The organism is Azospirillum sp. A23 (genome assembly GCF_042938965.1).
Classification (GTDB): domain Bacteria; phylum Pseudomonadota; class Alphaproteobacteria; order Azospirillales; family Azospirillaceae; genus Azospirillum; species Azospirillum melinis.
This window is the reverse complement of record NZ_CP170672.1, coordinates 41053-66997: the sequence shown is the minus strand read 5'-3', so window position 1 is coordinate 66997 and position 25945 is coordinate 41053. Positions and strand designations below refer to the sequence as shown.

The window sequence follows — 25945 nt, the reverse complement described above, 5'->3', positions numbered from 1 at the left end:
CGCTTCTCTGCGGTATACTCCAGACCATGGTCCAGCCTCCCAACCCGCTCCCCACAGACCCTGCCGAACTGGTCCGGATCATCCGCGATCTACAGGCCAGGAACGCGGCGTTGCAGGCGCGGGTGGAGACGCTGACGGCGCTGATTTTCGGGGCAAAATCGGAAAAGGCGTCGGTGATCGACCCTGAACAAGGTCTCCTTGACCTCGGCGACCTCACCGTTGAGCCCGCTCCTGTTGCCAACGACAATGCAGACCGGACAGCCGGAAAGGCGAAACAGCAGCCTCGCAGCCCAGCGACCCGCAATGTCGGAGCACTGCCCCGGCATCTGCCGCGGGTGGAAACAACCATCGAGCCAGACAACACCGCGTGCCCATGCTGTGCGGGGGCGATGCACCGGATCGGTGAGGACGTCGCCGAAGCGCTGGATGTGATCCCGGCCATTGTGCGCGTTCTGCGCACCGTCCGGCCGAAGTATGCTTGCCGGTGCTGCACCGGCACCGTGGTCCAGGCCACGGCCAAACCGCGGGTGGTCGACGGCGGCATGGCGACCACCGCGCTGGTCGCCCACGTCGTGGTGGCGAAGTTTGCTTGGCACCTGCCGCTGTACCGACAGGCGCAGATGTTTGCCGGCCAAGGCATCGTGTTGGACCGGAGCACGCTTGTGTTCTGGGTTCGCCGAGCCGCCTGGTGGCTGAGGCCGCTGTATGATCGGCTGCTACTCTACATCCGCTCTCAGCAGCGGGTGTACTGTGACGAGACGCCGCTCCCCCGGCTCGATCCGGGACGCGGGCGGACCAAGGTCTGCCAGTTGTGGGCTCAGGCGGTGGACGACCGTCCCTGGCAAGGCCCCGCCATGCCGGCGGTTGGCTACGTCTACGCCGAGGGGCGGGATACGGCCGCTGTTCAGGAGCAGTTGGCGGGCTTTGATGGCATTCTCCAGGTCGACGGCTACGCCGCCTACAAGGCGCTGGTCCGCCGCCGTAAGCGAGCTGGTATCCGCCTCGTCTTCTGCCTGGCGCATGCACGTCGCAAGTTCGTGGCGGTGTTCAAGACCACCAAATCGGACGTGGCGCGTGACGTGATCGCCCGCATCGGCGCGGTCTATGCCATCGAGGAGCGTATCCGCGGCACCGCAGCGGACACCCGCCGGCTGGTTCGGCAGGCCGAAGCCCGGCCGATCATGGCGGCGCTGAAGGCCCGGCTGATGGAGGTGCGGAGCGAAATCTCCGGCCAGTCGAGCTTGGCCAAGGCGATCGCCTACACGCTGGGCCACTGGGATGGGCTGATCGCCTTCCTCGACGATGGTCGCATCGATGTCGATACGAATGCCGTGGAACGCACCATGCGCCCGATCGGATTGAGCCGGAAGAACGCATTATTCGCCGGCTCGGCAGCGGGTGGCCGGGATTGGGCGATCCTGGCCTCTCTGATCAACAGCGCAAAGTTGATGGGCCTCGACCCGTTCACCTACCTTGCCGACGCGCTGGAGCGCATCGTATCCGGCGCGGTGAAGGTCAACGACCTCGACCGCCTGCTGCCCTGGGCGTGGAAGGCGGAGCGGGAAACCGCGCTCGCTGTCGAGGTCCGGGCGGCATGAGCAAGTCTGGCGCAAACGCCACCACGATGGCGGCCAAACCGATGCTGAGTGCTGACGAACTTGAAGCCTATCTGCGGGCTCGCGGCCGGGCGGCTCCGGTGTCGTGCCTTGACGGGCTCGACGGCTACCTGACCGCTGTTCTGATCGGGCCGAAGTTCATCGATCCTCAGCTTTGGCTCGGCCAACTTCTGGGCGAGCGCGCCTTGCTCGCCACGGAGGAGACCCGGGAGTACCTGGCCATCCAGGCTGTGGCGCATCACCACAACCGCCTATCGGAGACGATGGCGCAGTTTCCGTATCTGTACCGGCCGCAGTTGCCAACACACCATGCCGGGGGCTTGGACCCGATCTTCTGGTCCCTCGGCTTCCTGATGGCAACCCGGCTAGCGCCGCGCGCCTGGAAGAGCATGGCCAACCCAGACAAACCAGAGCACGCCACGTTCCAGGCCCTGCATCCTCTTCTGATCAGCACAGCACCCATCGCCGACGCCGACGTCCCCGCCCTCGCTAAGGCCATCCTCGACCTGCGCGAACACTTCAAGGCCCGCCGCAACAGATCCATGCGGTAATCGCGGCGGATCGTTAAAGGGTGCGCTCGCAACGCTTACATGGATGCCGAGTGCAAAGAGGACACCATTGAGGAGAATCGCACCTGTACGGTATTCAAAGGGAAAGCTCAAACGTGTAAGAAGGCTGTAGGTGGCATTGTTGACTGCTGCGCCTCAACATCGACAGTCTCGCTCGGCGATTACATTTCGTTGATCCTAGCGGTTGGCAAGCTGGACAGCGCGGTGTCCGCCCTGGACAAAAGCAACGCCCTACGTGGAGCCTACGAGACACTAACCGGGCCAATTGATAGCGCCTGGACTGAGATCAACAAGCCCTTCGTTCAGGGCTGGGAGAACATATGGGGCGGCACGGAAAGCGTCGCATCGGACGCTGCGTCGAAGACGCTCATCGGCTCCATCCAACAAACCTTGTTAAACAAGGTCGGCGACTGGACTGCTCAGGTGTTCGGCGACGCGGCAGCCAACAGCCTCTTTTCGGTGGCAGAAACTGGAGGGTCGGCGTTCGTTGGTGGCACTGCCCAGGGTCCTTTGCAGTTGGGCGGCGGCCAAGCGATTATCGGGTCGGTGCTCGGCTGGATCATGATTGCCTATACCGTCTACCAGATCGTGATGATCCTGATTCAGATTATCTGGGCATGCGAGAAGGAAGAGTTCGAGCTTAATGCGCAGAAGCAACTTAAGAACTGCCACCAGGTTGGCAGCTACTGCAACAGCAAGGTGCTGGGCGTCTGCATCGAGAAGAGGGAATCTTACTGCTGCTTCAACTCGCCGCTATCCAGGATCATTCAGGAGCAGGCGCGACCCCAGCTCGGCCTGTCCTGGGGCACTCCCAAGGAGCCGGACTGCCGTGGGATCACGACTGACGAAATTCAGCGCATTGACTGGTCGCAGATCAACCTTGACGAGTGGTTGGGGTTGCTGGCCCAAACCGGACATCTTCCCTCGGAATCGAGTGTGAACATTGACAACCTCACTGGTGCCGGTAGCAACTTCAATGTCGGCACTCGGATGAACACCACCAAGCGGGCACAGGAACGGGTTGGTGGCATCGACGTGGACAAGGCGCGCAAAGACGCAACGACCGAACTGAAAGCCAAGCCCTTGCCTGGAAACTAACCTGCTGGCGAGACCGCACAAATGTGTGATCCGCCACACTGCGGGGCGCAGGCTTAGCGACCCCGCCCGAAGGGGGCGGCCAGCGCCTTAGATCGGTAACGCTGCGCCTTGGTGACGTTGACCCCGCACAGCGCGTTGCCGTGGTAGCGCAAGATGATAGAGGCCGTTGGGGATGGTAAGCAATTCCCGACGGCGCGGCGGCTGACGGAGGGGTGCCCAGTAGCCCGGAAGCAAGGGCGCAAGCCTGCGCGCTTTGCTGCGCGGACATTCGTCGGGCGGTCCCTTTGCCTGCGCACGGCCGCAGGTGCTGGCCAAGCTAGCCAGCACCGTAGAAGGCTGCCTCAATGTGCGTTGTGGTGAACCGCGTCGTCTGAGCGACTACATGGCGCCCTCACGCGGCGCGGATACCTGTCAGGAAGCGCTCCACTTCGTTCTTCATCATGTCTGATTGGCGGGCCAGCTCACCTGCAGCCCCCAGAACCTGCGTGGCGGCCGAACCGGTCTGGGTTGCCCCGCGGCTGACCTCGGTGATGTTGACCGTGACGACCTCGGTGCCGCGCGCAGCCTCCTGGACATTCCGGGCGATCTCACCGGTTGCCGCACCCTGTTCCTCAATGGCTGAGGCGATCGAGGTGGCGATCTCATTGATACTGCCGATCGTGGTGCCGATGCCGGTGATCGCAGTGGCAGCCTCGTTGGTCGCCTGTTGCATCGACGCGATCTGGCTGGCGATCTCGTCGGTCGCCCTGGCCGTCTGGTTGGCGAGGTTCTTCACCTCACTCGCCACCACAGCGAAGCCCTTGCCCGCTTCGCCGGCGCGCGCGGCCTCGATGGTGGCGTTCAGGGCCAGCAGATTGGTCTGGCTGGCGATGTCGGTGATGAGCTTCACCACGTCGCCGATGCGCTGGGCGGCATCCACCAGGCCGCGGACGCGGTCGTTCGTTGTCTGTGCCTCGTCCACAGCATGGCCGGCGATGTCGGTGGAGCGACTGACTTGCGCGCTGATCTCACGGATCGAGGCCGACAGCTCGTCGGTGGCCGACGCCACGGTCTGAACGTTGACCGAGGCTTGCTCGGCAGCCGCAGCCGTGCTGGCGGCTTGGCGGTTGGTCATCTCGGCCGTGTGCGACATGCTCTGGGCCGTGGCGTCCAGCTCGCCAGCCGCGGCACTGACCGTGCGCAGGATGCCGGACATGCTGTTGTCGAAGCCTGCGATCAGCTGCTCTACCGCAGCGGCGCGCTGTTCCTTGGCCTTGCGCTCGGCTTCTTCGGCCGCAGCCATCCGCTCACGTTCGAGGGCGTTCTGCTTGAAGATCGCGACCGCTCGCGCCATCCCGCCGATTTCGTCTCCCCGCTCTGCACCGGCGACGTCGACGGTCAGGTCGCCGCGGGCCAGGCGGGACATCGTGTCCGTGATGGTGGCGATGGGATGGGCGATGCCCGCGCGCGAGATCACCACACTCGCGCCGACGGCAGCGCCAATGCCACCGATGCCCACGACAAGCATCAGCGTCAGCATGCGGGCGCTGTAGGCATCCAGTTCGTCGGTGTCGCGCTGGATAGTGGCCATATTCCGCTGCGAGCTTTGTTCGAGTTCCTCACCAAGAGCCTTCCGGTTGGCCCGTGAAGCGTCGCTGCCGCCGTATTTCTCCGCCTCGGCCGGGCCGACCTCCACCCCCAGACGCGCAGCCTCGTTGCGGGTCTGAATGAACTCGGTGATGTCCTTCTCCAGCCCCTGGAAGGTGGTGAAGCGGTCGGGTGGCACCAGGGTCTTCCAGTCCGCCGTCCGCTGCGCCATCAGCGCGGTGCTGTCCTTGACCGCCTTGGCGAACATGCGCGCTTCGTCCTTGGACTCCGCGGCATATATCCCACGACTGTCCATCACCACTTTGTAGACGAGACCATTCACCTGTTCGCTGATCAGAGCCCGCTTGGAGAGGTTTTGGATTTCGTCAACACGAGCATCGTAGGTCTTCATCCCGACGATGCCGAGCGTGCCGAGGATGGCGGCGGTTAGAGCCAGCACACCCACCACTGCGGCGATCTTGGTGCTGATGCGGAAGCGCGCGAGAAGGGAGCTCATCATGGAGTCCACCAAACGTTGATATATTTGCACGTTACATACGGCGATATGCGTCGGGTAGCTTTGATTTATCTCAAATACAGTCTAAGCTGCGTTGCTTAGTGTGCGAGTGGCAATATCATTACGTCTGCTGAAGTTTAATCTGCCAATTTGTTGGACGGATTAGTGGCAGATGAGGTCCTGCGCAGGCAGCTTGTTACCCGCTGGAGCGAGGTGCCCTGTTGCAGAAAACGCCGCTGCGGCGGACAGAGTTCGCGTGCCAGGCGGTAGGCGTCGCGGTGAGACGCCGACACCGAAGGCGGTCTCAATTCCGTAGAAGCTCCGAGCAAGACTTCTAACTGTCCAGACGACTGGCCGCCATACCGCAACGGTATGGACGATGGCCGAATGTCCGAGCGGCCCAGGGTGCCATACAGAGAATTTAGCAACAAACTTAGATCTTCGGTACCGCTCGTTCGTAACTGCCGAATGCGGGGCGGCAGACCAACGTTCTTGCCAAAATAACAGATATCTGTTATCGGTCGTTAAGAGATATCTATTAATGCCTTTTAGGATATCTCATCAACTGGATGAAAGAGATATCGCCTTGACGAAATCAGAGATATCCCCGAAAAGGCGGGGCATGGCCCGCCCCAAGAAGTACGTCGAGGACATGGTTGCCCGTTTCGCCGAAGGGACCTTCGAGCGGATCAAAAGCGTCCTCGCGAAAGATGAGGATCGCGCCGACTTCGTGCGGGATGCTGTCGAAAAGGAACTGCGGCGCCGCGAGCGAAAGGGCCCCACGCGCACACCCGGTGCGGCGGACGTTTAGCCGTCCACTGCCCTTTATCCTGCTGGTGGGACGAACGCCGGCTAGTGATTGAGCCTGCGCGAGCGGTGGGCGTCCTTGGTCCTTAGGAGACACCGCTCATCCCGCTATACCCGACCAGCCTGCTGGGGAGCCGCGCCCACAAACCAGAAAGGCGTGGCCCGAAGACCACGCCTTCCCAAGGTGCATCATAAAAAGTGTGTTCCCCAACACACTGCCCTACGAGAGGGCTCGGCCACCTTATTGTGGCTCTACTGTACGTGCAAGACCCAACTGCCTTAAAGAAGCACGTCTACTAGGTTTTTCCGCTTGCGATCCAAGCCGGACGCTGGGCCTGAACATGAGCTAGCGCTCTGTCTCCGTCGTGTCACGAAAAGAGGAAGCCAATCAGTTGGCCCCCTCTTTTCCGGTCGTCATACGGGCAGGAAGCGATCACTCGGCCGGAGCGGCCGCGATCTTTGCGCCTGAGACCACGCCGGCGCCAGTCGGGTCCGTCGCGGCCACCGCTGCCAAGGCGACGGCCACCGGAGCGGGTCCCGATGCCACATCGTCTTCGGGTTGAGGGGCAGGTGCTTGGCCCTTGGAGGCGCGCTTGGTCTTGTCGCCACCCGCGTCGTTATCCGACACCGTAGCCGTCTCCGTCTCGCCGACGACCTTGTTCACCTCCTCGCCCTTATTCTTGCGAACGGCCGCGGCGCGAGCGCGGCGTTCAAGAGCGATGACGTTATTGCCGAGGCGTACCAGGCGACGCTGCCACTCCCACGTTGCCGTGGCTTTCTGCTTGCCATCCATCAGGCCGGCGAACCATAGGCCGTCCACCACCCGGATGAGCTTGTCGTAGCCTTCGAGGAGCAGCACGAAGCGCATTGCCTGCGGCGAGCTGACCTCGAGGGGCTTGGAGATCGGCTTCGAGTACTCGGGCTCGAAATCGACCATATTCGATGACCGGACCTGTTCAAGCTGAGCGAGGGTAGCCCGGAGCGCTTCCTCCTCAACCTTCAGATGGTTGTTGATGATCTCGGAGACCGCTTCGGCTTCCTTGGAATCGCCGATGATGCGCAGCACGACCTCGGTGATGTACATCGAAGACATCGTGGTCGCGAGGATCCGGGATTCCACCTGCTGCGCCTGATGGGTCTTCAGCGCGAGCGTCTTGTGCAGGACCGGCGTCGAGTAATCGGCGTGTGTTCGGGGCGCGCGGGTGGACGAGCGGCCCTTCCCCGGCTGCCGGCTGGTACCGGCGGAACGCTGAGAGGCCTTAGCGTTTTGGGCGTCCTTCGAATTCCGGGCCGGGCGGGATTGGGGCGACGCAACCGACTGTGCCGGCTGCTGGTCGGCGTTTTCCATAGTGATGAATACTCCGGGGAGTGGTGGACCTGTGCTCCACAGCCTAATCAACCAGAGGGCTATTCCGCGCCTTTGAAAGACGCGCAAAATCGGCGTCTTTCTGCCCTATCGCCGCCGGTGTCGGCACGGTACATTGGCTCCACTTAGCGCCGCTTGCTTGATGCAGCGATGCCAAAGTGTCCGGCTTCAGCTGGGGACCTAGTTGGGGTCCTAAAACAACCAGCATGTAGCTCGCCGGTTTGCCGCCGAGCGTGTTCCCACCAAGAGGGAGGCTTCTCCCTCCCCGCGTGGGGTCGGGACGCGCCTCCTTTATCCTCATGGAATGAGGGCGCATCATGTCCCTGAACCTCTGTGCTTTTGAGGACGTCCAGTCCTCCGAGCTCAAACTAAGCTTGGCAGCCGACGTCTACGCCGGCTACCGCGCAGGTCGATATCCTTGGCGCACTGCCCACTCCGCTCTTCGGCGGCTGGCAGTCCCTTCCGATGCGATCAACACGGGGCTGCACACGGAGACCGTTCATCCGGTCCCAGCGGTGATCCGCCCTTATCTCGAAGCCTGACCTTCCCCAACCAGCACGGACAAGACTCCACCCTGGGCAGGGGAGGAGTTCCGTGCATCGCAACCTGAATAGGATGAGGTGCATCATGAACATCTGGCATTTCAATGGTCGTTTGGGCCGCGACGCCGAGCTGCGCACCACGCAGGGCGGCGAAAAAGTCCTCAGCTTTGCCGTCGCCAATGATATCGGCTACGGAGAGAACAAGACGACACAGTGGGTCGACTGCTCGATCTGGGGGACGCGCGCTGAAAAACTCGCCAGCCTCCTCAAGAAGGGCAGGGAAGTGTCCATTGCCGGCGAAGTCACGCTTCGTGAATTCGAGCGTCGCGACGGCAGCAAGGACAAGGCCCTCACAGTTCGCGTGAGCGAACTCGATCTGCACGGCGGTCAGAGCCAGGGTCGGGAATCCGACAACGGCGCTGGCAACGGTCGTAGCAACGGCTCAACCAATGGCGGGCGTCCCGCCGGCGAGCCCGGTCACCAGGGTGGTTCCGATCGCCAGGGTGCCGCCGGTCGTCCAGGTGGATCCGACCGCAAAAGTAGCCAGGATCGTTCTCGATCCCAGAGCTCGGCAAACCGCAGCCAAGGCAGTGCCGCTGGTGATGATGGATGGGATCAAATCCCGTTCTAATTTCGCTCGCGGTTCTGAGTTAAAGGGCGCGGCTTAGCGTCCCCAAGGGGAATGCCGTGTCCTCCGATTTGGAGGTCGTTATGCGGGTTCTCCCGAACATCGTCTTCGGCATCATCGTGGCCGCTATGGCTGGGGTGACTGTCCACCAAAGCCTGTATGCGATCATCAAGACCGTCGAACAGGCAGAGATGACGATGACCGTGCGGCTCAGCGACAACCGCTGATCTGCTTTACTCCTTCCCACTGGGGCGCACTTGCTCGTCCCAACGTGGCGCGTGGAGTGTGCCTCTGCAGCATTGCGCTAGGAGGCGCAAAACCATGACCGAGATCATCAAACCCGTCCTGAAGGCTTTCGTGCTCGCCATGATCGCGCTCTACGCGATCTACCTTGTCGCAGGCTTCCTGTTTGCGCTGGGGGAGGCGGACACACTCCGAAAGGCACAGGAAAACCTGCTGCTCAGGACCAAATGCGATGCCGAAGCGATGGGCGTCGGCTACGTGGCTCGCAAACCGGGGGAACCCGATCCGTGCGAGCCGTTTCGCCCGAAGCCGGCCGCTGAGGCTCCGTCTTCGTCCAACTAGGACAACGACGTCTCGCGCTGACCTGAACTGACCGTCACAACCCCATAGGGGGCGCTGCTCGCCCTCAGAGGGAAGTGGCGCCTTCTCATTCAATTGAGAGGGACAGATAGATGGGCGAAGTCATTTCGCTGCAACCCCGGATCGCGTACCCGGTGGAAGCAAAGAGCTACGGGGTCAATGAGCAGACCTGGCGGGTACTGGTGGAATCCACCTTCCCGTCCGCCAAGAGCGCTGAGGGCATCTTGCTCGCGGTGGCCTACTGCCAAGCCCGCAAGCTCGACATCATGAAGCGCCCCGTGTCAATCGTGCCCATGTGGAGCTCCGCACTGGGGAAGTCCGTGGAGACGGTTTGGCCGGGCATCAACGAGGTGCAGACCACGGCCGCCCGAACGGGCGAGTTCGCCGGTGTCGACGCCCCGATCTATGGGCCGGAGATCACGGAGACGTTCACCGGCCAGGTGAACGATGAGGACGGTCCACGTGGCTCGAAGAAGACCGAGACGGTCACCCTCAAGTTCCCCGAATGGTGCCAGGTCACCGTGTACCGCCTCGTCAGCGGTGTCCGGTGCCCGTTCACCGCGAAGATCTTCTGGTTGGAGACCTACTCTCGGAAACGCTCTCGAAGCGCTCTCCCCACAGATATGTGGGTGAAGCGGCCAAAGGGCCAACTCGCCAAATGCGCTAAAGCCGATGCGCTGCGCGCCGCCTTCCCTGAGGAATGCGGCGGCTACAGTGCGGAGGAGATGGATGGCAAGGTGATCGAGGCCGACGAGGCTGACATCCCACGCCGCTCCAAGCGTGGCGTGCCGCAGTCCGCGACCGTCATGGACATCGACCCGAAAACGGGGGAGGTCCTTAACGGTCCGCCGGCTCCGGACCCGAAGCCCGATCTGTTTCAGGTCGGCGCCGAGGTGAAGGAGCTGATCGGAAAGCTGGTGCGCCGTGCGCTTCCCAATGGTGCCTGGGAAACGGCCGTCGGGTATGCCGCAGAGCGGCTGCAGGACAACGACTTGGCTTACGCCAAATATGTCCTGCGGCATGCCGAGCGCTCCCAGTCCGTGTCAGACAAGGTGCGAGCTTCCACGATGGAGCTGATCCAGCGTGCCGGTGCCGCCGGCGCCTGGACGGGAGCGAAGGACTACCTGTCCAAGCTCCGCAACGACGGAAAGCTGAGCGACCTCGACTTCGAGTACGCTCAGACCGAAGTCGAGCTGGCCCAGGCGGAAGCGGCCGCTACTGCCGCCGCCATGAAGCAGGCCGGGTAGGCCTTGTCCACGTCCATTCCTGTTCCGGGGCGCGCGAGCACCCAGCGCGGGAAGCATGACACCCTGACCGGGGCCTACCCTGGAGGAGAGCAGCATGTTCAGCAATATCAGAAAGTCCGAGGCTATGAAGGACCGGGCGTTGGGGCATAAAGCCACGACGCATGTCTTCACCTTCGAGGACATCACCGCGATGGCCACCACGGCGTTGCGATCGGCCGGCGTGACCGCGATCCGTTCGCTGCTGGACGAGCATTTCGCTCGCTACTCGCCCCTGTCCCGAAACCGGGGCATGGGGACAGACTGGCAAGCGTAATTCACGACGAAAACCCCGCTGGGGCGCACGACGCTCCGACCGGGGAGACGTGCGCCTCCGCCCTTGCAGAGGTGCATCATGAAGATCGTCAACCTTCGCCAGGGCTCGGCCGAATGGCTGGCATGGCGCGATCAAGGCGTGTCGGCTTCCGACATCGCTGTGGTCCTCGGCAGTAGCCCCTACAAGACGCCTTGGCGCTTGTGGGCGGAGAAGGCAGGCAAGGTCCCTCCGGAGGACTTGAGCGGCAACATGTTCGTCGCTCATGGCAAGCGGTGCGAGCCCGTTGTTCGCGCGTGGTTCGAGGCGAAGCATGACACCATGCTTTTTCCCGCCTGCGCCGAAGCGGACCATCCTTTCATCCGCGCCAGCTTCGACGGCCTGACCGATGACGGAATCCCCGTCGAACTCAAGGCCCCGTCGGACTCGGTGTTCGATGAGGTGGTGGCGCTCCGCGAGGACGCGACTGCGTTTCGCCTCTATTCCTGCCAGGTGCAGGCTCAGATCTTCGTGTCCGGCATGGACCACGGCTATCTGGTGTTTGGTCGCGTGATCGAGAAGGAAGATGGCAGCCTCGTCGTTGACGAAGCTGTCGAATTCCGTGTCGACCGGGACGAGGCATTTATCGCCGACATGCTCCAGAAGGCCGAAGCCTTCATGGAAGCGGTGAAAAGCCGCAAGGAGCCGAAGAAGGACCCAGCCCGCGACAGCTACTCCCCAACGTCCGACGAGGAAAAGCAGGAGTGGGAAGCTGCTGCGGCGGAGTACCGCGATGCTGGTGCGAAGATCGATGCCCTCAAGGCCGAGATCGCGGCGCTGACCCTGAAGCAGGACACCGCTAAGGAGCGGCTGATCAAGCAGATGGGGCAGTTCGCCCAAGCTGAAGCATCGGGCATCCTCATCACCCGCTACATCTCTAAAGGACGGGTCGATTACACGGCCCTCCTGGAGCATCACAAGGTTGCCGTCAGCGACGCTGATCTGGACAAGTTCCGCGGCGCCTCCTCGGAGAGCGTCAAGGTAAGTGTCAAGAAGGTGAAGCCGGCGGAAACCCAAAGCGTGAGTCCGGTCGTAGCCGTGGCCGCGTAATTCGCAACTCAAGTTCATCCCCACCTGGGGCGCAGACATGCTCCCCTCCGGGGCATGGTGCGCCCCGACTTCCCCAAGAAAAGGTGCATCATGCTCAAGAACTTCAGTGTTCGCGACACGTTCGATCAGCCGATGGCTCCGCCGCAGTTTACGGTCGAGGGCTTTGCCGACGATACGAACCCTCTCATCCCGAAGCGTGACGATCTCTACGTGTTCGATCGCATCAAGCTGCGGGACATTCTTGCCTTTGCTGCCGATCCTATGGGAGATGCCATGTGGATCGGTGGCCCGTACGGAGCTGGCAAGACGTCCATCGTCACCCAGACGCTCTCGCGCCTGAACTGGCCGACCATGTGCTTTTCCTGGCATAAGCGTCGCGAGTTCGCCGATCTCGTTGGTCATCAGGCCATCGTCGGCGGGCAGACGAAATTTGTTCACGGGCCGCTACCCGTCTGCATGACCCACGGCTACGCTCTCGTCATCAACGAGGCGGACCGCGGCGATGCCGGCGAGCTGGTCGGTCTCAACGATATCTTGGAAGGATCGCCACTGGTGATCCCCGAGACCAACGAGGTGATCCATGCCCACCCAAAGTTCCGGCTGTTCGTCACGGCGAACAGCATGGGGTCGGGTGATGCCTCGGGCCTTTACGCCACCAGCATCCAGGTTCTCGATCCCGCCTTTCTGGATCGCTTCCGCTTCATCAGCGTGGGCTATCTGGAGCCGGACATCGAGGAATCGATCTTGGAGCGCGTGGCGCCGAAGGTGCCGCAGGCTATCCGGGAAAACATGATCAAGGTCGCCAACGACATCCGTCGCCTGTTCCTGGGCGGCGAGGACGGTGGCTCCGAGCTTTCCCTCACCATGTCCACTCGCTCTCTCGTGCGGTGGGCACGGCTGACGGTCGCCTTCAAGGGGGCTCCCAACGCGGTCGGCTTTGCTCTCGAGCGAGCCTTCAGCAACCGGGCGGAACCTGAGCAGCGGCAGGCGATCCACCAGATCGCAGCCGATGTCTTCGGTGATCTCTGGGAGGCTAATTGATGGCGGGCGAGCGCTGGCTGTTGGCGCGGTATAACCGCTCCGACGGCACCTCCAAGGATTGGGCTGTTGCCGTGATCGGCGGAGACTTGTTCGTGCGCTTCGGCAAGACCGGACAGGCCATGCAGAAAAAGCCCATCGCCAAGTCGTCCTGGAAATCCAGCGGCGCGGCGGCGGAGGGTCGTCGGCGACTGTGGGAGCAGACTGAACAGGGTTATGAGATCCTGGGCACTTGCACCTTCGGCGCCGACGGTAAGGCCACCGATCTGCAAAGCAACCCGGCTGCGGAAATCCCCGCGGCTGAGGAGGTTACGTCGAGGCCGGCCACCATGAAGGACGCCGACATCTTCTTCGAAATCACCGCTGTCTCCTGGCAGCGGCTTTTTGAGGTGATGGAGGTGGCCGTGGGCAGGCTCTCCGATCACTATGAATGCCGGTGGAGCACCCGTGAGGGTATCCCGACCGGGGTTCCGGTGATTGAGGGCTGGACGCCGGCATTCGACGGCCACACCGGCATCGGGAGGGTGCGGCACGCGGGCTCGCTGCGGCGGGCCAACGGCGTCGGCGCCCTCCTGTTTCTCCTGACCATGCGTTTGGTCGCGTCTGCGGACGTGACGGTCAACGTGGTCAAGGCGGACGGTGGCACCATCGACAAGGACCTGCGCAAGGAGGCGGCTCTGCTCGCCACCTTCGAATCCTCTGTCGACCTCATCACGCCGGCTGCCGAAGATGCCGGGCTGATCCCGAAACGGATCAAGCTCTCACAAATCGACACCGGCCAAGCCGACTATTGGTTCTGAGCGGGCTTACAGCCCGCTCTGCCACCCAGAACATCCTTCCCCAATGGGGCGCGGTTCACTTCGCCCCCAGGGGAGGAGTGGGTTCGCGCCTCGTTTCACAACGAGGCTGCATCATGAAGACCCTTGATAAAGTTGACATTCTCTCGCTGGGTGTGACGATCTGGACCGGACGCAAGAAGCTCCGGGCCGAAGATTTGAACCTCGGCGTGGGTGGTGAACTGCCTTCTGAAGACGTTGCCAGTCTGGGCTCCAAAAAAGTCATGGACCCTGATCGGCTCAACGTCTTCCACAAGCTGAAGAAGCAGATGGAACGCCTCTTGGAGAGCGTTGGCATCCGCTTCCTAAGCGGCTACGCGATCCCACGCGAGAAGACCGAAGCGGTCACCGAAGCTCTGGACAAGATCGTTCGGGAGTTTCTCGGCGAGAAGAGCACCTTCCTGGCCGAATACGACAAGGAGGTGGAAGAGTGGGTCGCCAAACATCCCAACTTCGAGGACGCGCTTCGCCGGGCCATAGAGCCCGCCTCGGCGGTCAGTCATCGACTTTGGGCCGATTACAGCACCTTCCGGATCTCGCCGGCCGACAAGAGCGGCTCGCTGGACCGCGAGGTTGCGCGCATGGGCAATCAGCTTTTGGCTGAGGTCGCACAGGAGGCCAACGAACTCTACGAGAAGTCGGTGGCTTCCCGGACGGAGAAGAGCCTGTCACGGCGTATCGCAGGGCCGCTCAAGCGGATGCGCGATAAGCTCGACGGACTTTCTTTTCTGGATGGCGCTGTGGCTCCAATGGTGGCTGGCATTGACGAGTTGATCGCCAGCTTTCCGGAGAAAGGCAACATCGAGAACGGTGTCTACCACGAGGTTGTCGCGAAGATCCTGATCCTGTCGGACCCCGACAAAATCCGGTCCTACGCGGCGAGCCGCCCGGCGACGGGTGGCTTCGGCGACCTCTTTGCATCTGTCGAGGATGGGGACATCGTCGATCCTGATGCCGCCTTCCCGGAAGAGGAAGATGCGGACGAGCCAGAGGCTGTCGTCCACGTCACGCCCGCGCAAGTCGAGGTAACGATGGCTGAAGGGCCGTCAGACCTCTCCATCTTCGACGGCTTGTTCGGTGATGGTGATGACGCCGCCTCTCCTGCCACGGATGGCGTGGTGGTCGAGGAGTCCAACTCCGACACTGCGACGCCAGCACAGGCAGAGGAGGCGGGGCAGGTTACACCCGTCGCCGCTGAGGCTGTCCCGACCGCACCGGTTGAGGCAGTCACGGAGACGGTTGAACTCGCGCAGGAAGCCGACCAGGAGCCGGTAGAGCAGGATGCCCGCCCGGGTGCCGAGCCGGCATCCCTGGGGGCAGAAGCTGCGCCGGCGGCTAGTGCAACTCCGGAGGAACCGGAGACCGCGCCCAAGGCGGAGCCGGCTGCTGTTGAGGCGGCGGTCGAAGCTGCGGTGGACGACACCGACGATCTGGACGAGGCGGATGATGACGGGGAACTCCCAGACATGATCCCGCCGAAGGCCGCGCCGGTCGAGGCCGTCGACTGCTTCTACTTCTAAGCAACCCAAGGCGGGGGAGTATTTCTCCCCCGCCAAGGGGGGCTCCTTCGCCCCCCAGGCGAAAGGCAAGGAAATGATGGTCAATCAGACCACGCAAGGGACAAGCCAAGCTGGCAAACCGGCCAGGACGTCCCGCAAGGCTCGTACGCTCTATGACTCGCTGCCCATTGTGGCAGCGGCGCTGGGCAAGAAATTCGGGGTACAGGTCATCGTCTCTGGCAACGAGATGATGACCGACGGGAACCGCGTCTACGTGCCGGCGTTCGACCCCGACGAGCCGGACCTGTGCGATCTCGCCTACGGCGTCATCGCGCATGAAGCCGGTGGGCACATCCAGTTCACGGATTGGAATGTCGTTCATCGCGCGTACTACCAGCCGCTCCGTCGGGAGCTGCTGAATATCATTGAGGATGTCCGGATCGAGGCGGCGCTCGCCGTCGACTATCCGGGGACCCGCAGGACTATTGCCAAGGTGATCGACTATATGATCCGCCGCGGCGAAATGAGGGCCGTCAACGAGAAGGAGCATCCGGCTGATATCCTGTCCGGCTACTGCCTGCTACGCCTGCGAAGTGATGTTCTTGGCCAGAAGGCCTTGGAGTCTTTCGCGGACGAAAGCGAGGCCGTAGCGGCACAGACCTTCCCGGCCGGTGCCATGGTCAGGCTTCACGCGTTGCTTTCTGAGGTAAAAAACCTCGAGAGCACTGCGGATGCTCTCGATCTCGTAGACCTCATCCTCACCATGCTCAAGCAAGAGGAGGATAAGGCTCGCCAGCCCCCTCCGCAGCCGCCGCAACAACAGCAGCAGCAGGACCAGCAGAACCAGAGCGTCCCGCAACAGCAGGGCGGGTCCGGGTCTGACAACGAGCAGGACGCCCAAGGCGATGATGACGGTAGCGATGCCGACGATGCCACGGGCGGTTCTGGCAAGTCCAAGGGCGGCACGTCCGAGGATGATGACGCAACCGACGACGCCGGCAGCGATGCCGACGGCGACGGTGGCGGCGATGATGAAGGGCAGGGCGACAGTGCGAAGCCTGGAGCTTCTTCTGACAACGCCGACGACGGCCAATCCGGTGACGGAGAAGGCGACGATGGTGGCGATAGCTCGGGGTCCGGCTCGGACACCGATGACGACGCCGACGGCGACCAATCCGGTGACGGAGAGGGCGACGATGGTGGCGATAGCTCGGGGTCCGGCTCGGACACCGATGACGACGCCGACGGCGACCAATCCGGTGACGGAGAGGGCGACGATGGTGGCGATAGCTCAGGACCCAATTCGGCCGGCAGTGATGCCGGCGATGCGGGCGGCTCTGGCTCCGATCAGGGTGGAGATTACGATCCCAACGGCGCCGACGCGATTGCGAAGGCTCTGTCGGCCTCGGCCGACGACGTGGGGTCGAAAGACCTCTTCCAAAAGGCGGCCAAGGACCTGTCCAACAGCGCCGCCAAAGCACCTGTGCAGAGCCGGGTTCCGGCCATGGCTCAGCCGCAGGAGGTGCAGGCCAACCCGCTCATCGGACAGGGGATCGTTTCTCGCGTCCGTGGCACGAGCGGTCGGGTACGTGCCCAACTGCTGGGTCTGGTGCAAGCCAGCCAACGGGAGGACGAGATCACCCGCCGGCGCGGCCGTGCGGTGAACGGCCGAAAGATCACCCGGATCTTGACGGGTGACACGCGGGTCTTCACGCAGCGCACGGACACCCGTGCCCCCAACGCCGCGATCCACATCCTCGTGGACCGCTCCGGTTCCATGGCGGCGCAAGCCGCCCATGTCAACGGAGGGGCCAGTCGGAACCGGCTGGACGTGGCGATCGACAGCGCGGTTGCCCTCGCGACGGCTCTCGAAGCCATCCCGGGCGTCAACTCCGCGATCACAGCCTTTCCGGCAAGCCGGAGCGACTATGATCAAGATCACCAGCGCGCCATTGGCGTTCTGCCTCTTCTGAAGCATGGACAGAAGGTGCGTCAGGTGGTCGGCAATTTCGCGGTGGCCCCGGCCGGCGGCACCCCTCTGGGGGAAGCCATGTGGTATGCCGCCGCGCAGCTGGTCAACACGACCAAGGAGGAGCGTAAGCTGCTCCTCATCGTGACCGACGGCGAGCCCAACAACTCAGACCAAGTCATCGACATGGTTCGGCGTTGCCAGGCCTCGGGCATCGAGGTGATCGGCATCGGCATCCAGATCGACCGTGTTCGGCAACTATTCCCGACCGCGGTCGTCATCCAGGACCTCACCGAGCTGAGAAGTGCGCTGTTCGAGATCACGCGCAAGGCTCTCACGGCGGCTGCTGCATAGCAGCCTCGCCCTTTGACCAGCAACCCCGAGGGGGAGCAACGCTCCCCAACGGGGGCGATCTCCCCCTCTCTTCAAAGAACGAGAGGTGCATCATGGAGATCATCGAGAAGATGTTGATCTCCGCTGTGGCCTTCGTCTGCGTCACGGTCTTGCGGCTCTTCTTCAAGGAGTTCCGCGACCACAAAGACCCGACGAGGGCCCTGGAGGAGGTCTTCCGCAGGCTGTTCCAGCGGCGGAACAATGATGTGGTCCCGCAGCCGCCGACCGAACCCCATTTGGATCGGCGTGCAAAACGGGGCCGACTGGTTACGGTGTTTGGAGAGGCGGCGTTCGACGCCACCCACCAACTCGGTGCCTGGTCGGTCTACGCGCGGGACAATACCAAGACGATCCAGAAGCGGGGCGTCTGGGACAAGCACATCCACACGCGTGACCACGCTTCGGTCGAGGCCCTGGCCCTGGGCATCCACCTGACGGTGGACGAGTTCGACCTGAAGCGCGGTGACATGATCGTGGCGCAGTCCGCAAGCGAGCACGCGGTCGACGTCCTGTCTGGACACAAGACCCTGCGCGACAACCGCAAAGATGAAGCCGCCACACTGGCGGGCGTGAAGGCCATGCTGATCGGAAGGGGCGTTTCCCTGACCGCCAAGCATGTCCACGACCCCGGAGGCGACATCACCAAGCGGTTCCGCGCCAGCACGCTGGCAGAGCACCACGCGCAGCGCGCACTCACCGCCCACCTCGCCGAACGCGAGCGCGGCGAGAGCAACGCCAAGCGGGCCTAAGCACGGGACACACCCGAGCCGCAGCCTGACAATCTGACCCCGAGGGGAGCCGCTCCCCTCAGGGACGGCCTCCCTCTTCGATCCCAGGAGGATGGAAGCCATGAAGATATCGACCCAGGCCGTAGTTCCGGCCGAGCAGCTCGCGACGCCCGCCTATGGCCATCTGGCCCCGGTGGACCTGACCGGTCCGGTGGACGAGGTGTGGACACAGCGCGAGACCGACGTTTCGAAGATGGGCTTCCAGGAGTACGTGGAAGCCGTGGATGGGGCGATGCTCAGGCACTGGCGGGTCGACACGTTCGATGCCCAAGTGGACCCGGACGCCTTGTCCGACGCGCTTGACCAAGGAGTATCCCCGACGGAGTTCGCGCTTCGTTGGGGCTCTGCAAACGCGGTCAGCGGCCACTGACCATCGACCGGCGCTTCGGCGCCGGCCTTCAATCAACCCGAACCCCGGCGGGGAGCCCTCTCCCCGCTAGGGGAAGGGCGTCTCCCTGCCCCAACAGGTGCATTATGGAGAGGCGAGCAACACGAGTAACCGTCTTTGCCGACGCCAGCTTCTGTGGGAAGCGGCTGCGGGCAGGCTGGGCGGTGTGGGTACGATCGGGACGGAGGGTCTTCCGCTACAGCGGTCACGGACCCGCCGGCGATTCCTGCGAGGCTGAGCTGACGGCTCTGGGCAACGGTGTCATCGCCGCCGTCCATGACCTGAGGCTCTGTCGCGGCGACATCGTAACGGTGCAGTCGGACAACCAACACGCTCTCGGTGTGCTTGGCGGTTCGCAACGGGTTCGTGAGGACCGCACCGCCGATCAGGAAATTCACGGCGAGGTCATGGAGGTGGTCCGCAAGAGCGGCATCACGCTCCGTGCGGAGTTCGTGAAGGGCCACCAAGGGGACGTTGACGTTCGGGCAGCGATCCAGGGGTGGTGTGACGCGACCGCCCGTGCCGCTTTGTCAGCAGCGGTGGTCGAGGAACTGCTTGTCCAGCAGGGTCAACCCTGCTTGGCCTAGCGGGTCCTTGGGAAAACGAGAGGGGGGATGCTCTGTGGCATCCCCCTTTTCTATTTCCGCTCCAGGCGCTTCGACAGGGGCACGCGCTTCAGCGTCAAAAGACTCAGGAGAATGTCGTCATTTGCCTCTATCGCTCCGCCTTGACCCTGGCTATTATGGGTGCACTTATCGCTTCCTGCTTGATGCGGATGCGTGAGTTCCAGCACCGCTGGCGAGCTAGTTGGGCTCGATAAATAAGCAGCACTCAAGCCGCCCCTTGCTGGTCGGCACTCGCGCCGGGCCTGATGGCCCCGGCAGATTCCCCGCAGGGAGCACAGCCTCCCACAGGGGGACGTCTGCTTCCTCCGCCTTCGGCAGAGAGGTTCTCATGCGCAATTTGATCCTACTGGTCGCCGCCGCGGCGACGCTTGTGGGCTGCACTCCGGCCATCGTCCTCATGACGCCAGCCGTGCCGCCCTCTGTCAAAGGCATGGTCACCGTGCCTTCCAAGCTGTAAGCCGCCAGGGGCCAGTAGTCGCAACGACCACCCTCCCCGGGGAAAGTTCCCCGGACACGGGATTTCTCCCCCCTGGCTTTCACACCGAAACCAGTTTTGGAGACTCCCATGAGCAAGTGGTTTTATGAAATCCTGGATGACCAGGAGAATCGTCTGTCCCTAACGGAAGTGCTGAACAGCGAGGCTCCGCGCCTTTTGTTGGTCCGGCGCTTCGACAAGGGAAGCGTCATATCCAGCCGGATCGTCACGTACTTCGATGTGAAGGATTATCCGGAAGCTGGTCTGCGCAATGTCGAGTGCTTCCATCTATGTGTCCGCGTCATGGGCCATGATGGTGCGATTCAGACGGCCCAGAGCCTTCTGACCATTCTTACAACCCTTCGCGAAACGTCCGTCACGGATCCGGCGAGCGCGCTCGCAACCCTCCGCGAAGGAGACGTCAAAACGATCCTGTCAGCGTCGCAAATTCGGCTTCGGTCTTCCCGGATCGCCGTGGCCGCCTGACAGCCATTCATCGATCCCATGGGGAGTAAATCTCCCCGTCGGGAGACGCCTCCCCTCGAACGTGAGGAGGACAGACATGGAACCTGTCACGACGCAAGTCCGCTGGCTGGCGAGCGGCACGCTCGCCCATCTTACCAGCCAATCGCAGTACGAACAGATCGACACGATCCGCTGCGCTTTCATTCGCTTTGTCGATGAGGCCGAACAGTGGGCAGCCGGAACCTTCGAGAGGTGGCCGGATGCCTGGGCAGCTTTCGTGAACAGTACGTCCTACCCGCGTCTGCAGTAGGCGTGCCTGACAACATCCAACCCACCCGGGGAGACTGACCCCGGATGGGAGCAGGTCTCTCCGAATCACCGCAAGGAGAGACGCCATGCTGACCAACGAGCGTGCGCCACCTGTGGCGCCGACCGACTGGCTGCTCGACACCGCCTGGACCGATCAGGACCTCGTCGCACTTTGCGAGACGATCCTGCTCGAAACGATGGCGGCGGCTGTGGATGGTCGCAGCGGTCAACGCACTCGGGCCGAAGCCTGGGAGTGGATCGACAGCGACGGCGAGAAGCCCTTTGGCTTCCGCATTTGCGCGAAGGCGCTGGGTGCTGACCCGGATGAACTCCGGGCGATGTTCCATGAACAGGCGACCAGGCTCGGCCTGATCGCTTCCCATAACTGAAAGAACCCCGGCGGGGATGCTCTGCTCCCCGCCAGGGGGAAGGTGCGTCTTTGCCGAGTGTCGTAGGAGAACAATCGTGAGCACGCTGAAAGCTGATGACGTCCGGAACGCTGCGCAAAAGCACGGTTGGATGGACATTCACGAGCGACTGATCGGCAACAAGCTGGACGGCCGGATCTTTCAGAAGGCGCCAGGAAGAGGGCGGTCCGTCTGCCCGATCCACGGCACGAGCAAGAGCAACGGCAGGGGTGACGGTTTCCGGTTCTTCAAGGACGCCGAAACCTCGGGCGGTGGCGTATGCAACACCTGCGGCAAGTTTGCGGACGGTTTCCGGTTGCTGATGGCGATCGAAGGCTGGACATTTCCGCAGACGCTGGAGGAGGTCGCGAAAGTCGTCGGTCTTGACGTGGGCAGCGGTCGTGTCCGCAAGGACGCTCCGCCGCCTCGTGTCCGGCCGAAGGTCGAGGCCAAGCCCGCGAACGACACCTTCATCCGCAACCTGTTGCGGCGGGCGTGGGGGGAGGCTGTTCCGGTGACCGATCCATTGGCGGCGCCATTGATGCGCTACCTAATGCGGCGCAAGCTTTCCATCGAACCCATTGCAGGTCTGAAGAACTTCCGCTTCCATCCGTCGCTCGACTACGTCGACGATGACGGCGTGGTGGTCGGTCAGTTCCCAGCTCTGCTGATGGGCGTGTCGGACGCCCTTGGGCGGCCCGCCACCATCCACCGGACCTATCTCACCGAGAACGGCGAGAAGGCTCCGGTGGAGGAACCGAAGAAGGTCTTTCCGCTGCCGAACGACCGCTCTCTGGTCATGCCTGTCGAGCATCCGCGCTTTGACGGCATGATGGTGGACGGTGGTGGCTTCATCCGCATGGGTGAGCCGCAAGCCGGCGTGCTAGGTGTTGCCGAGGGCTTTGAAACGGCCCTTGCCGTGCATCTGGCGACCGGCATGACGGTGTGGCCGTGCGTCTGTGCCGACCTTATGGAGCGGTTCATCCCGCCTGAAGGTGTGGAGCAGATAGTGGTCTGGGGCGACCTGGATCGCAGCGGCCGTGGCCGTGAGGCCGCGCAACGGCTCAAGGCGAGCGCATGGGACATGGGTCGGAAGGCCCTGGTTTTCATGCCGTCGTTGTCGATCCCTGACGATGCGAAGGGAGTCGATTGGCACGATGTCTGGGTCATGCACGGTCAGGCTGGCTTCCCTCGGTTCCGCACGGAACAGCGGGCGGTCATGCCGATGGCTGTCGGGGACACGGGACCGCGGTACGTGGATCGGGATGAGGGAAACCTCAAACCGACCTACGTCCAGGGGCCATGTCCAACAGCGCAGAGCGATGGCGTTCGCGGCCTCGTCGCGGAACCGTCGATGCGATCGGCGGCACCGCGGACCGGGCTCCTGGGGCGGCTGCGCAGCTTCGTCAAGTTTTGACGGTGCGGCAGCATGATCCTAGACGTCAGCTTGGTCCGCATCAGGCCGGCGGCGGGGGGATGCATATCCCTTTACCCCGCCAGCCGGCTTCGAAGGCTCATCGGAGGATCACCTGGTGCTGGTGCGCCAGTGGTTCGAAGGTGCGTCTTCCCTGCACTGGTAGCGCATGGTGTTGGTGGCGCGGTTTGCCGCGTCCCCACCACCGGCGTTCTCCGGCTTACTCTTCGGCCGTGATGCCAAAACCCGAGAGCCCGTCAGTCGTCCGGTCCGGACGTCGGACGGGCTTTTTTCGTTTTCGCCTTATGACCTCGCACCTAACTCCCGGCGTCAGAGAAACCGCCCGCTGATGAGAGCGTCCACGCGATCTTGGACGGGGGGATGGGTGGCGAACAACTTCCCGGCCAGACCCGCGAACAAGATCGTGTCCTTGATCCCGAAACCAGCCAAGGCGGGGGAGTGTAGAGGGTTGGTCACGATGCGCTTGCCCGACCCGTCGTCGGCTATCTTTGCGAGGGCCGCCGCCATACTGTGCGGTGATGTGAGGGCCGCGCCGGCAGCGTCCGCGTGGAACTCGCGCCAGCGGTCGAGTTGGGCAATCAGCGCGCGGCACGCGAGCAGGACGATCCACGCCAACTGCGGAAGGAAGAGGGCGACCGCGCACGCTATGGCAAGGTCTCGTTGTCCTTGCCAGATGCCGTACAGCAACCCGGCGCTCAACAGCAGCAGCAGGGCAGGCGAGGCGCGGAGCAAGCTGTGGGCGAAGGCCAAAGGCGATATCAGGAACGTCGCGATGCTGTCCTGGACCGCCAGTGCGAGCGTCTTCACAAACGAGTCTCCGTGGGCGACGTGCCCGACCTCGTGCCCCAGGACTGCCGCCAGCTCGTCAACTGATAACCGATTAACCGTGCCGACGTTAACGGCAATGAGATAGCTGCCGCGCCGGCCGATAGCAAACGCGTTAATGTCGTCGCTGGGCACGACGCCTACCATGGGCGCGGCCCGGAGGCCCGCTCGTTCGGCCATGCTCCTGACCAAGTGGTAAAGCGCCACCTCGGCCGGAGAAACGTTCTTGTTCCGCTCGACCATACGCAAGGAGATGACCTTGGCTCCCAGCGCTTTCGCGGCGCGCTGGCGCGCGAAGAGGAGGCAGCGCAGAAAGCGCTGGCACCAGCCAGCGAAGGGTAGGCCAATGAGCACCAACGCGACCCATGCAAAGGGTGTAGCGGCGCCCTCTTCCACGATGATGCAGGCGCTGTTGACCGTCACCCAGCCGAAGGGAGCCGCGGCGACGGTTGTGAGCGCAAGCAGGGCAACAGCTGTTGCGGTCGATCGGGTCCGACCAGGGATCCGGGGGGGCATAATCACTCCGTGGGAAGTGTCGCAGAGCTGCGGCAACTGCGCCGATCCTAGAGCGTCGGCTGGTTCTACCGCGCCGCTGAAAGACGTAGAAATCCGTCGCCTTTCCCCGGCGCGAAGCGGCTGCGCGTCCCGGTAGGATGCCGGCAACACGCACTGGAGTTTACCCCGATGGTCAACATGATCCTGCGAACCTTCTTGTTCGCCTTCTTCCTGCAGGTCGTGCGTTCACCGTTGGCTATGATGGTGATCGGTGTCGGTGTCGGCATGTACTTCGAACACACGCGGCCGGGCACGACTGCCGTTGCACTTCACTGGGCCACCGGCGAGTTAGGCGGGGCTCTTGATGCCGTGAACCCGTTGGCCGGCTGGCTGGGCACCGCGCCGCAGCCCGTGCAAGCGTCGGGATGGGACACCGGAGCTTACAAGCTGCGCTGAAATGCGAACGGCCGGGGATGTGCCCCCCGGCCGTTCGTCATGTCTCAGCTCTGCCCGCGTCACGGGGGCAGCATGGCCTTGTCGTAGCGGGCTTGGTCCCGTTGGGACGCCGGATAGAACCGCTTTCGGCAGAGGTCGATCACCTCCTTAACCGGCATCGGCTCGCAGACACAGGCAGGCGGGTCGTTGGTGGCCGCCATGTACGCGAGATATGACGCGAGTTTGCCCACGACCTTGTTGTTGAGGTACTTGGCCGGCAGGGCATCTTGAACGATCTGACCGGCGATAGGTGCGAAGTAGGGATTATCAGCAAATGGCGAGTTGGTCACCTCTTCGTAGAAGATGCACTCTTGCCCGCTGTAGCGAGACCGCACCTCCGCCGTCAGCGGCGACATCGCGACAGAAAACTCGGCGGTGCTGACGCTACTGGCAAGCACCCGGAGGATGATGGTTAGGTCGCCCTTTTCAACGGCCACCGCCTGCGTCGCCGCCTCCGTGCTCTTCCATGAGTTCTGCTGGGGCGCCGCGCTGGCGGAGCCCGCAGCCGCCATCAGCAACAAGCCGATGGCGAGCGTGCGGAGGTGAGGCATTTAGCTCAGCTCTTCTTGCGGGCCTGATCGATCATCGCCTGCATCTGGGATGTCGGAGCGTACCCCGGCATGGTCGCGCCGCCGTCCAGATAGAAGAACGGGGTGCCCTGGATTCCCAGGCTCTGGCCGAGATTGAAGTCGTTGGTAACCAGCGAAGCGACCTTCTCCGAGGTCATGTCCTTCCGCAGCTGTTCCACGTCCAACCCAATGTCCGGGCGGGCAGCCAGTTGCAGGATGCTCTGTTCGCTGATCTCCGTCAGCTTGTAGAGTTCCCGGTGGAAAGCCTCGTGCTTGCCCTGCAGCGCCGCTGCACGGGCTGCCTGAGCGGCGAGCCGCGAGGTCGGAGACAGGATGGGCAGTTCGCGATAGACCACCTGGAGGTCCGGGTTGTTGGCAAGAAGCTCGTCGATGACCGGCTGCGCCTTCTTGCAGTAAGTGCAGTTGTAGTCTGCGAACATCACCAGCCGCACCTTGGCACCGGTCACGGCGCCGGCCTTGATTGCGTCCTTTTCGAACAGGTCAGAAGCGCGCGCCGCGAAGTTCTCGGACTTCGGAGCACGGGCCTGCTGCTGCTCGGCTAGGTGCTTGTTGACGCTCTCGAACACGTACCCGGCATTATCCTTCATCCACTGGCGCAGATACTCGTCGAGCTGCTTCGCGTCGAGCGCGGTGCTCGCTGCGACCGCTGCCGGCGGGGTGATCGTGGCAGCGTCTGCGGCTTTGCGCAGGAGCTGCGCCGTATTCTCGGGCATGACGTCGCTGTGGTCTCTGACCTGAGTGGTTTTCCGCAGCTGCTCATTCTCGATGGTGAGCTTCGTATTCTGCTGGGTAAGGCGCTCAACGCGGTTCATCAGAGCGTCGATGATGCCGTCAACGTCCGCTGCAGACGCAGGAGCGGTGACGGAGAGTGCCAGAAGGACGGGCAGGGTCAGTAGGGGGCGCTTCACTCTTCATCTCCGGGTAGTCACGCGACCAGAAGACTAGCGCCATCAG

At 63.1% G+C, this 25945-nt stretch carries 28 protein-coding genes; 23 read left to right on the top strand and 5 right to left on the bottom strand.

Annotated features, from left to right (window positions below; all coding sequences use genetic code 11):
• The first annotated feature begins 26 nt into the window (after nt 1-26).
• Genes tnpC through traN form a run of 3 tightly spaced genes read left to right on the top strand, consistent with a single transcriptional unit; the run spans nt 27 to nt 3283 of the window.
• Nucleotides 27-1598 (top strand): IS66 family transposase, encoded by a 1572-nt coding sequence (gene tnpC, locus ABNQ40_RS35215; RefSeq protein WP_391346188.1) that lies wholly within the window; start codon nt 27-29, stop codon nt 1596-1598.
• Nucleotides 1595-2167 carry a YecA family protein gene (locus tag ABNQ40_RS35210; RefSeq protein ID WP_391346185.1) on the top strand — a complete coding sequence of 191 codons (573 nt, stop codon included), beginning with the start codon at nt 1595-1597 and terminating at the stop codon, nt 2165-2167. Before tnpC ends, ABNQ40_RS35210 begins: the two co-directional genes overlap by 4 nt.
• 39 nt (nt 2168-2206) lie before the next feature.
• Nucleotides 2207-3283, top strand: coding sequence for a conjugal transfer protein TraN (gene traN, locus ABNQ40_RS35205; RefSeq protein WP_391349775.1), 1077 nt, complete (start codon nt 2207-2209; stop codon nt 3281-3283).
• A gap of 391 nt (nt 3284-3674) precedes the next feature.
• Here the strand turns inward: traN and ABNQ40_RS35200 are convergent, their stop codons facing one another.
• The gene (locus tag ABNQ40_RS35200; RefSeq protein WP_391349773.1) at nt 3675-5369 is read right to left on the bottom strand and encodes a methyl-accepting chemotaxis protein; all 1695 of its coding nucleotides are present in this window, start codon (nt 5367-5369) and stop codon (nt 3675-3677) included.
• Between the two features lie 619 nt (nt 5370-5988).
• Here ABNQ40_RS35200 and ABNQ40_RS35195 point away from each other — a divergent pair.
• Complete coding sequence (locus ABNQ40_RS35195; RefSeq protein ID WP_377806669.1) at nt 5989-6177, top strand: hypothetical protein; 189 nt, start codon at nt 5989-5991, stop codon at nt 6175-6177.
• Nucleotides 6178-6606: 429 nt separating this feature from the next.
• On the opposite strand, the gene ABNQ40_RS35190 is transcribed toward ABNQ40_RS35195, so the two are convergent.
• Nucleotides 6607-7521 (bottom strand): hypothetical protein, encoded by a 915-nt coding sequence (locus ABNQ40_RS35190; RefSeq protein WP_377806670.1) that lies wholly within the window; start codon nt 7519-7521, stop codon nt 6607-6609.
• A 645-nt stretch (nt 7522-8166) separates the two neighbouring features.
• Here ABNQ40_RS35190 and ABNQ40_RS35185 point away from each other — a divergent pair.
• From ABNQ40_RS35185 to ABNQ40_RS35100, 18 genes are all read left to right on the top strand, one after another.
• Nucleotides 8167-8712 carry a single-stranded DNA-binding protein gene (locus ABNQ40_RS35185; protein ID WP_377806671.1) on the top strand — a complete coding sequence of 182 codons (546 nt, stop codon included), beginning with the start codon at nt 8167-8169 and terminating at the stop codon, nt 8710-8712.
• A gap of 56 nt (nt 8713-8768) precedes the next feature.
• Nucleotides 8769-8936 carry a hypothetical protein gene (locus ABNQ40_RS35180; protein ID WP_391349770.1) on the top strand — a complete coding sequence of 56 codons (168 nt, stop codon included), beginning with the start codon at nt 8769-8771 and terminating at the stop codon, nt 8934-8936.
• Nucleotides 8937-9030: 94 nt separating this feature from the next.
• Nucleotides 9031-9294, top strand: a complete 264-nt coding sequence (locus ABNQ40_RS35175) for a hypothetical protein (RefSeq protein WP_149226255.1) — start codon at nt 9031-9033, stop codon at nt 9292-9294.
• A 110-nt stretch (nt 9295-9404) separates the two neighbouring features.
• The gene (gene bet / locus ABNQ40_RS35170) at nt 9405-10559 is read left to right on the top strand and encodes a phage recombination protein Bet (protein ID WP_377806673.1); all 1155 of its coding nucleotides are present in this window, start codon (nt 9405-9407) and stop codon (nt 10557-10559) included.
• A 94-nt stretch (nt 10560-10653) separates the two neighbouring features.
• Complete coding sequence (locus ABNQ40_RS35165; RefSeq protein ID WP_377806674.1) at nt 10654-10872, top strand: hypothetical protein; 219 nt, start codon at nt 10654-10656, stop codon at nt 10870-10872.
• Between the two features lie 78 nt (nt 10873-10950).
• Nucleotides 10951-11958: a YqaJ viral recombinase family protein gene (locus ABNQ40_RS35160; RefSeq protein WP_377806675.1), complete on the top strand. Its 1008-nt coding sequence runs from the start codon at nt 10951-10953 to the stop codon at nt 11956-11958.
• A 90-nt stretch (nt 11959-12048) separates the two neighbouring features.
• Nucleotides 12049-12999: a CbbQ/NirQ/NorQ C-terminal domain-containing protein gene (locus ABNQ40_RS35155; RefSeq protein ID WP_377806676.1), complete on the top strand. Its 951-nt coding sequence runs from the start codon at nt 12049-12051 to the stop codon at nt 12997-12999.
• On the top strand, nt 12999-13796 hold the full coding sequence (locus tag ABNQ40_RS35150) for a hypothetical protein (RefSeq protein ID WP_377806677.1): 798 nt from the start codon (nt 12999-13001) through the stop codon (nt 13794-13796). Before ABNQ40_RS35155 ends, ABNQ40_RS35150 begins: the two co-directional genes overlap by 1 nt.
• 113 nt (nt 13797-13909) lie before the next feature.
• Entirely contained in the window at nt 13910-15352 is a 1443-nt protein-coding gene (locus ABNQ40_RS35145) for a DUF3150 domain-containing protein (RefSeq protein ID WP_377806678.1), read from the top strand.
• A 73-nt stretch (nt 15353-15425) separates the two neighbouring features.
• Nucleotides 15426-17654: a VWA domain-containing protein gene (locus ABNQ40_RS35140; protein WP_377806679.1), complete on the top strand. Its 2229-nt coding sequence runs from the start codon at nt 15426-15428 to the stop codon at nt 17652-17654.
• Nucleotides 17655-17746: 92 nt separating this feature from the next.
• Nucleotides 17747-18442 carry a hypothetical protein gene (locus tag ABNQ40_RS35135; RefSeq protein WP_377806680.1) on the top strand — a complete coding sequence of 232 codons (696 nt, stop codon included), beginning with the start codon at nt 17747-17749 and terminating at the stop codon, nt 18440-18442.
• 100 nt (nt 18443-18542) lie between these two features.
• On the top strand, nt 18543-18851 hold the full coding sequence (locus tag ABNQ40_RS35130; protein ID WP_149226273.1) for a hypothetical protein: 309 nt from the start codon (nt 18543-18545) through the stop codon (nt 18849-18851).
• A gap of 104 nt (nt 18852-18955) precedes the next feature.
• Nucleotides 18956-19456 carry a ribonuclease HI gene (locus ABNQ40_RS35125; protein WP_377806682.1) on the top strand — a complete coding sequence of 167 codons (501 nt, stop codon included), beginning with the start codon at nt 18956-18958 and terminating at the stop codon, nt 19454-19456.
• 367 nt (nt 19457-19823) lie between these two features.
• The gene (locus ABNQ40_RS35120) at nt 19824-19952 is read left to right on the top strand and encodes a hypothetical protein (RefSeq protein WP_377806683.1); all 129 of its coding nucleotides are present in this window, start codon (nt 19824-19826) and stop codon (nt 19950-19952) included.
• A 108-nt stretch (nt 19953-20060) separates the two neighbouring features.
• Complete coding sequence (locus ABNQ40_RS35115) at nt 20061-20456, top strand: hypothetical protein (RefSeq protein ID WP_377806684.1); 396 nt, start codon at nt 20061-20063, stop codon at nt 20454-20456.
• Between the two features lie 76 nt (nt 20457-20532).
• Nucleotides 20533-20745: a hypothetical protein gene (locus tag ABNQ40_RS35110; protein WP_377806685.1), complete on the top strand. Its 213-nt coding sequence runs from the start codon at nt 20533-20535 to the stop codon at nt 20743-20745.
• Nucleotides 20746-20830: 85 nt separating this feature from the next.
• Nucleotides 20831-21133: a hypothetical protein gene (locus tag ABNQ40_RS35105; protein WP_377806686.1), complete on the top strand. Its 303-nt coding sequence runs from the start codon at nt 20831-20833 to the stop codon at nt 21131-21133.
• 76 nt (nt 21134-21209) lie between these two features.
• On the top strand, nt 21210-22568 hold the full coding sequence (locus ABNQ40_RS35100; RefSeq protein WP_377806687.1) for a toprim domain-containing protein: 1359 nt from the start codon (nt 21210-21212) through the stop codon (nt 22566-22568).
• Nucleotides 22569-22895: 327 nt separating this feature from the next.
• On the opposite strand, the gene ABNQ40_RS35095 is transcribed toward ABNQ40_RS35100, so the two are convergent.
• Complete coding sequence (locus tag ABNQ40_RS35095; protein ID WP_391349763.1) at nt 22896-23834, bottom strand: M48 family metalloprotease; 939 nt, start codon at nt 23832-23834, stop codon at nt 22896-22898.
• A gap of 261 nt (nt 23835-24095) precedes the next feature.
• Here ABNQ40_RS35095 and ABNQ40_RS35090 point away from each other — a divergent pair, with 261 nt between their 5' ends.
• Nucleotides 24096-24362, top strand: a complete 267-nt coding sequence (locus tag ABNQ40_RS35090; RefSeq protein ID WP_377806690.1) for a hypothetical protein — start codon at nt 24096-24098, stop codon at nt 24360-24362.
• A gap of 59 nt (nt 24363-24421) precedes the next feature.
• Here the strand turns inward: ABNQ40_RS35090 and ABNQ40_RS35085 are convergent, their stop codons facing one another.
• Entirely contained in the window at nt 24422-24952 is a 531-nt protein-coding gene (locus tag ABNQ40_RS35085; protein WP_377806691.1) for a hypothetical protein, read from the bottom strand.
• Between the two features lie 5 nt (nt 24953-24957).
• Entirely contained in the window at nt 24958-25899 is a 942-nt protein-coding gene (locus ABNQ40_RS35080; protein ID WP_377806692.1) for a DsbA family protein, read from the bottom strand.
• Nucleotides 25900-25945: the final 46 nt, after the last annotated feature.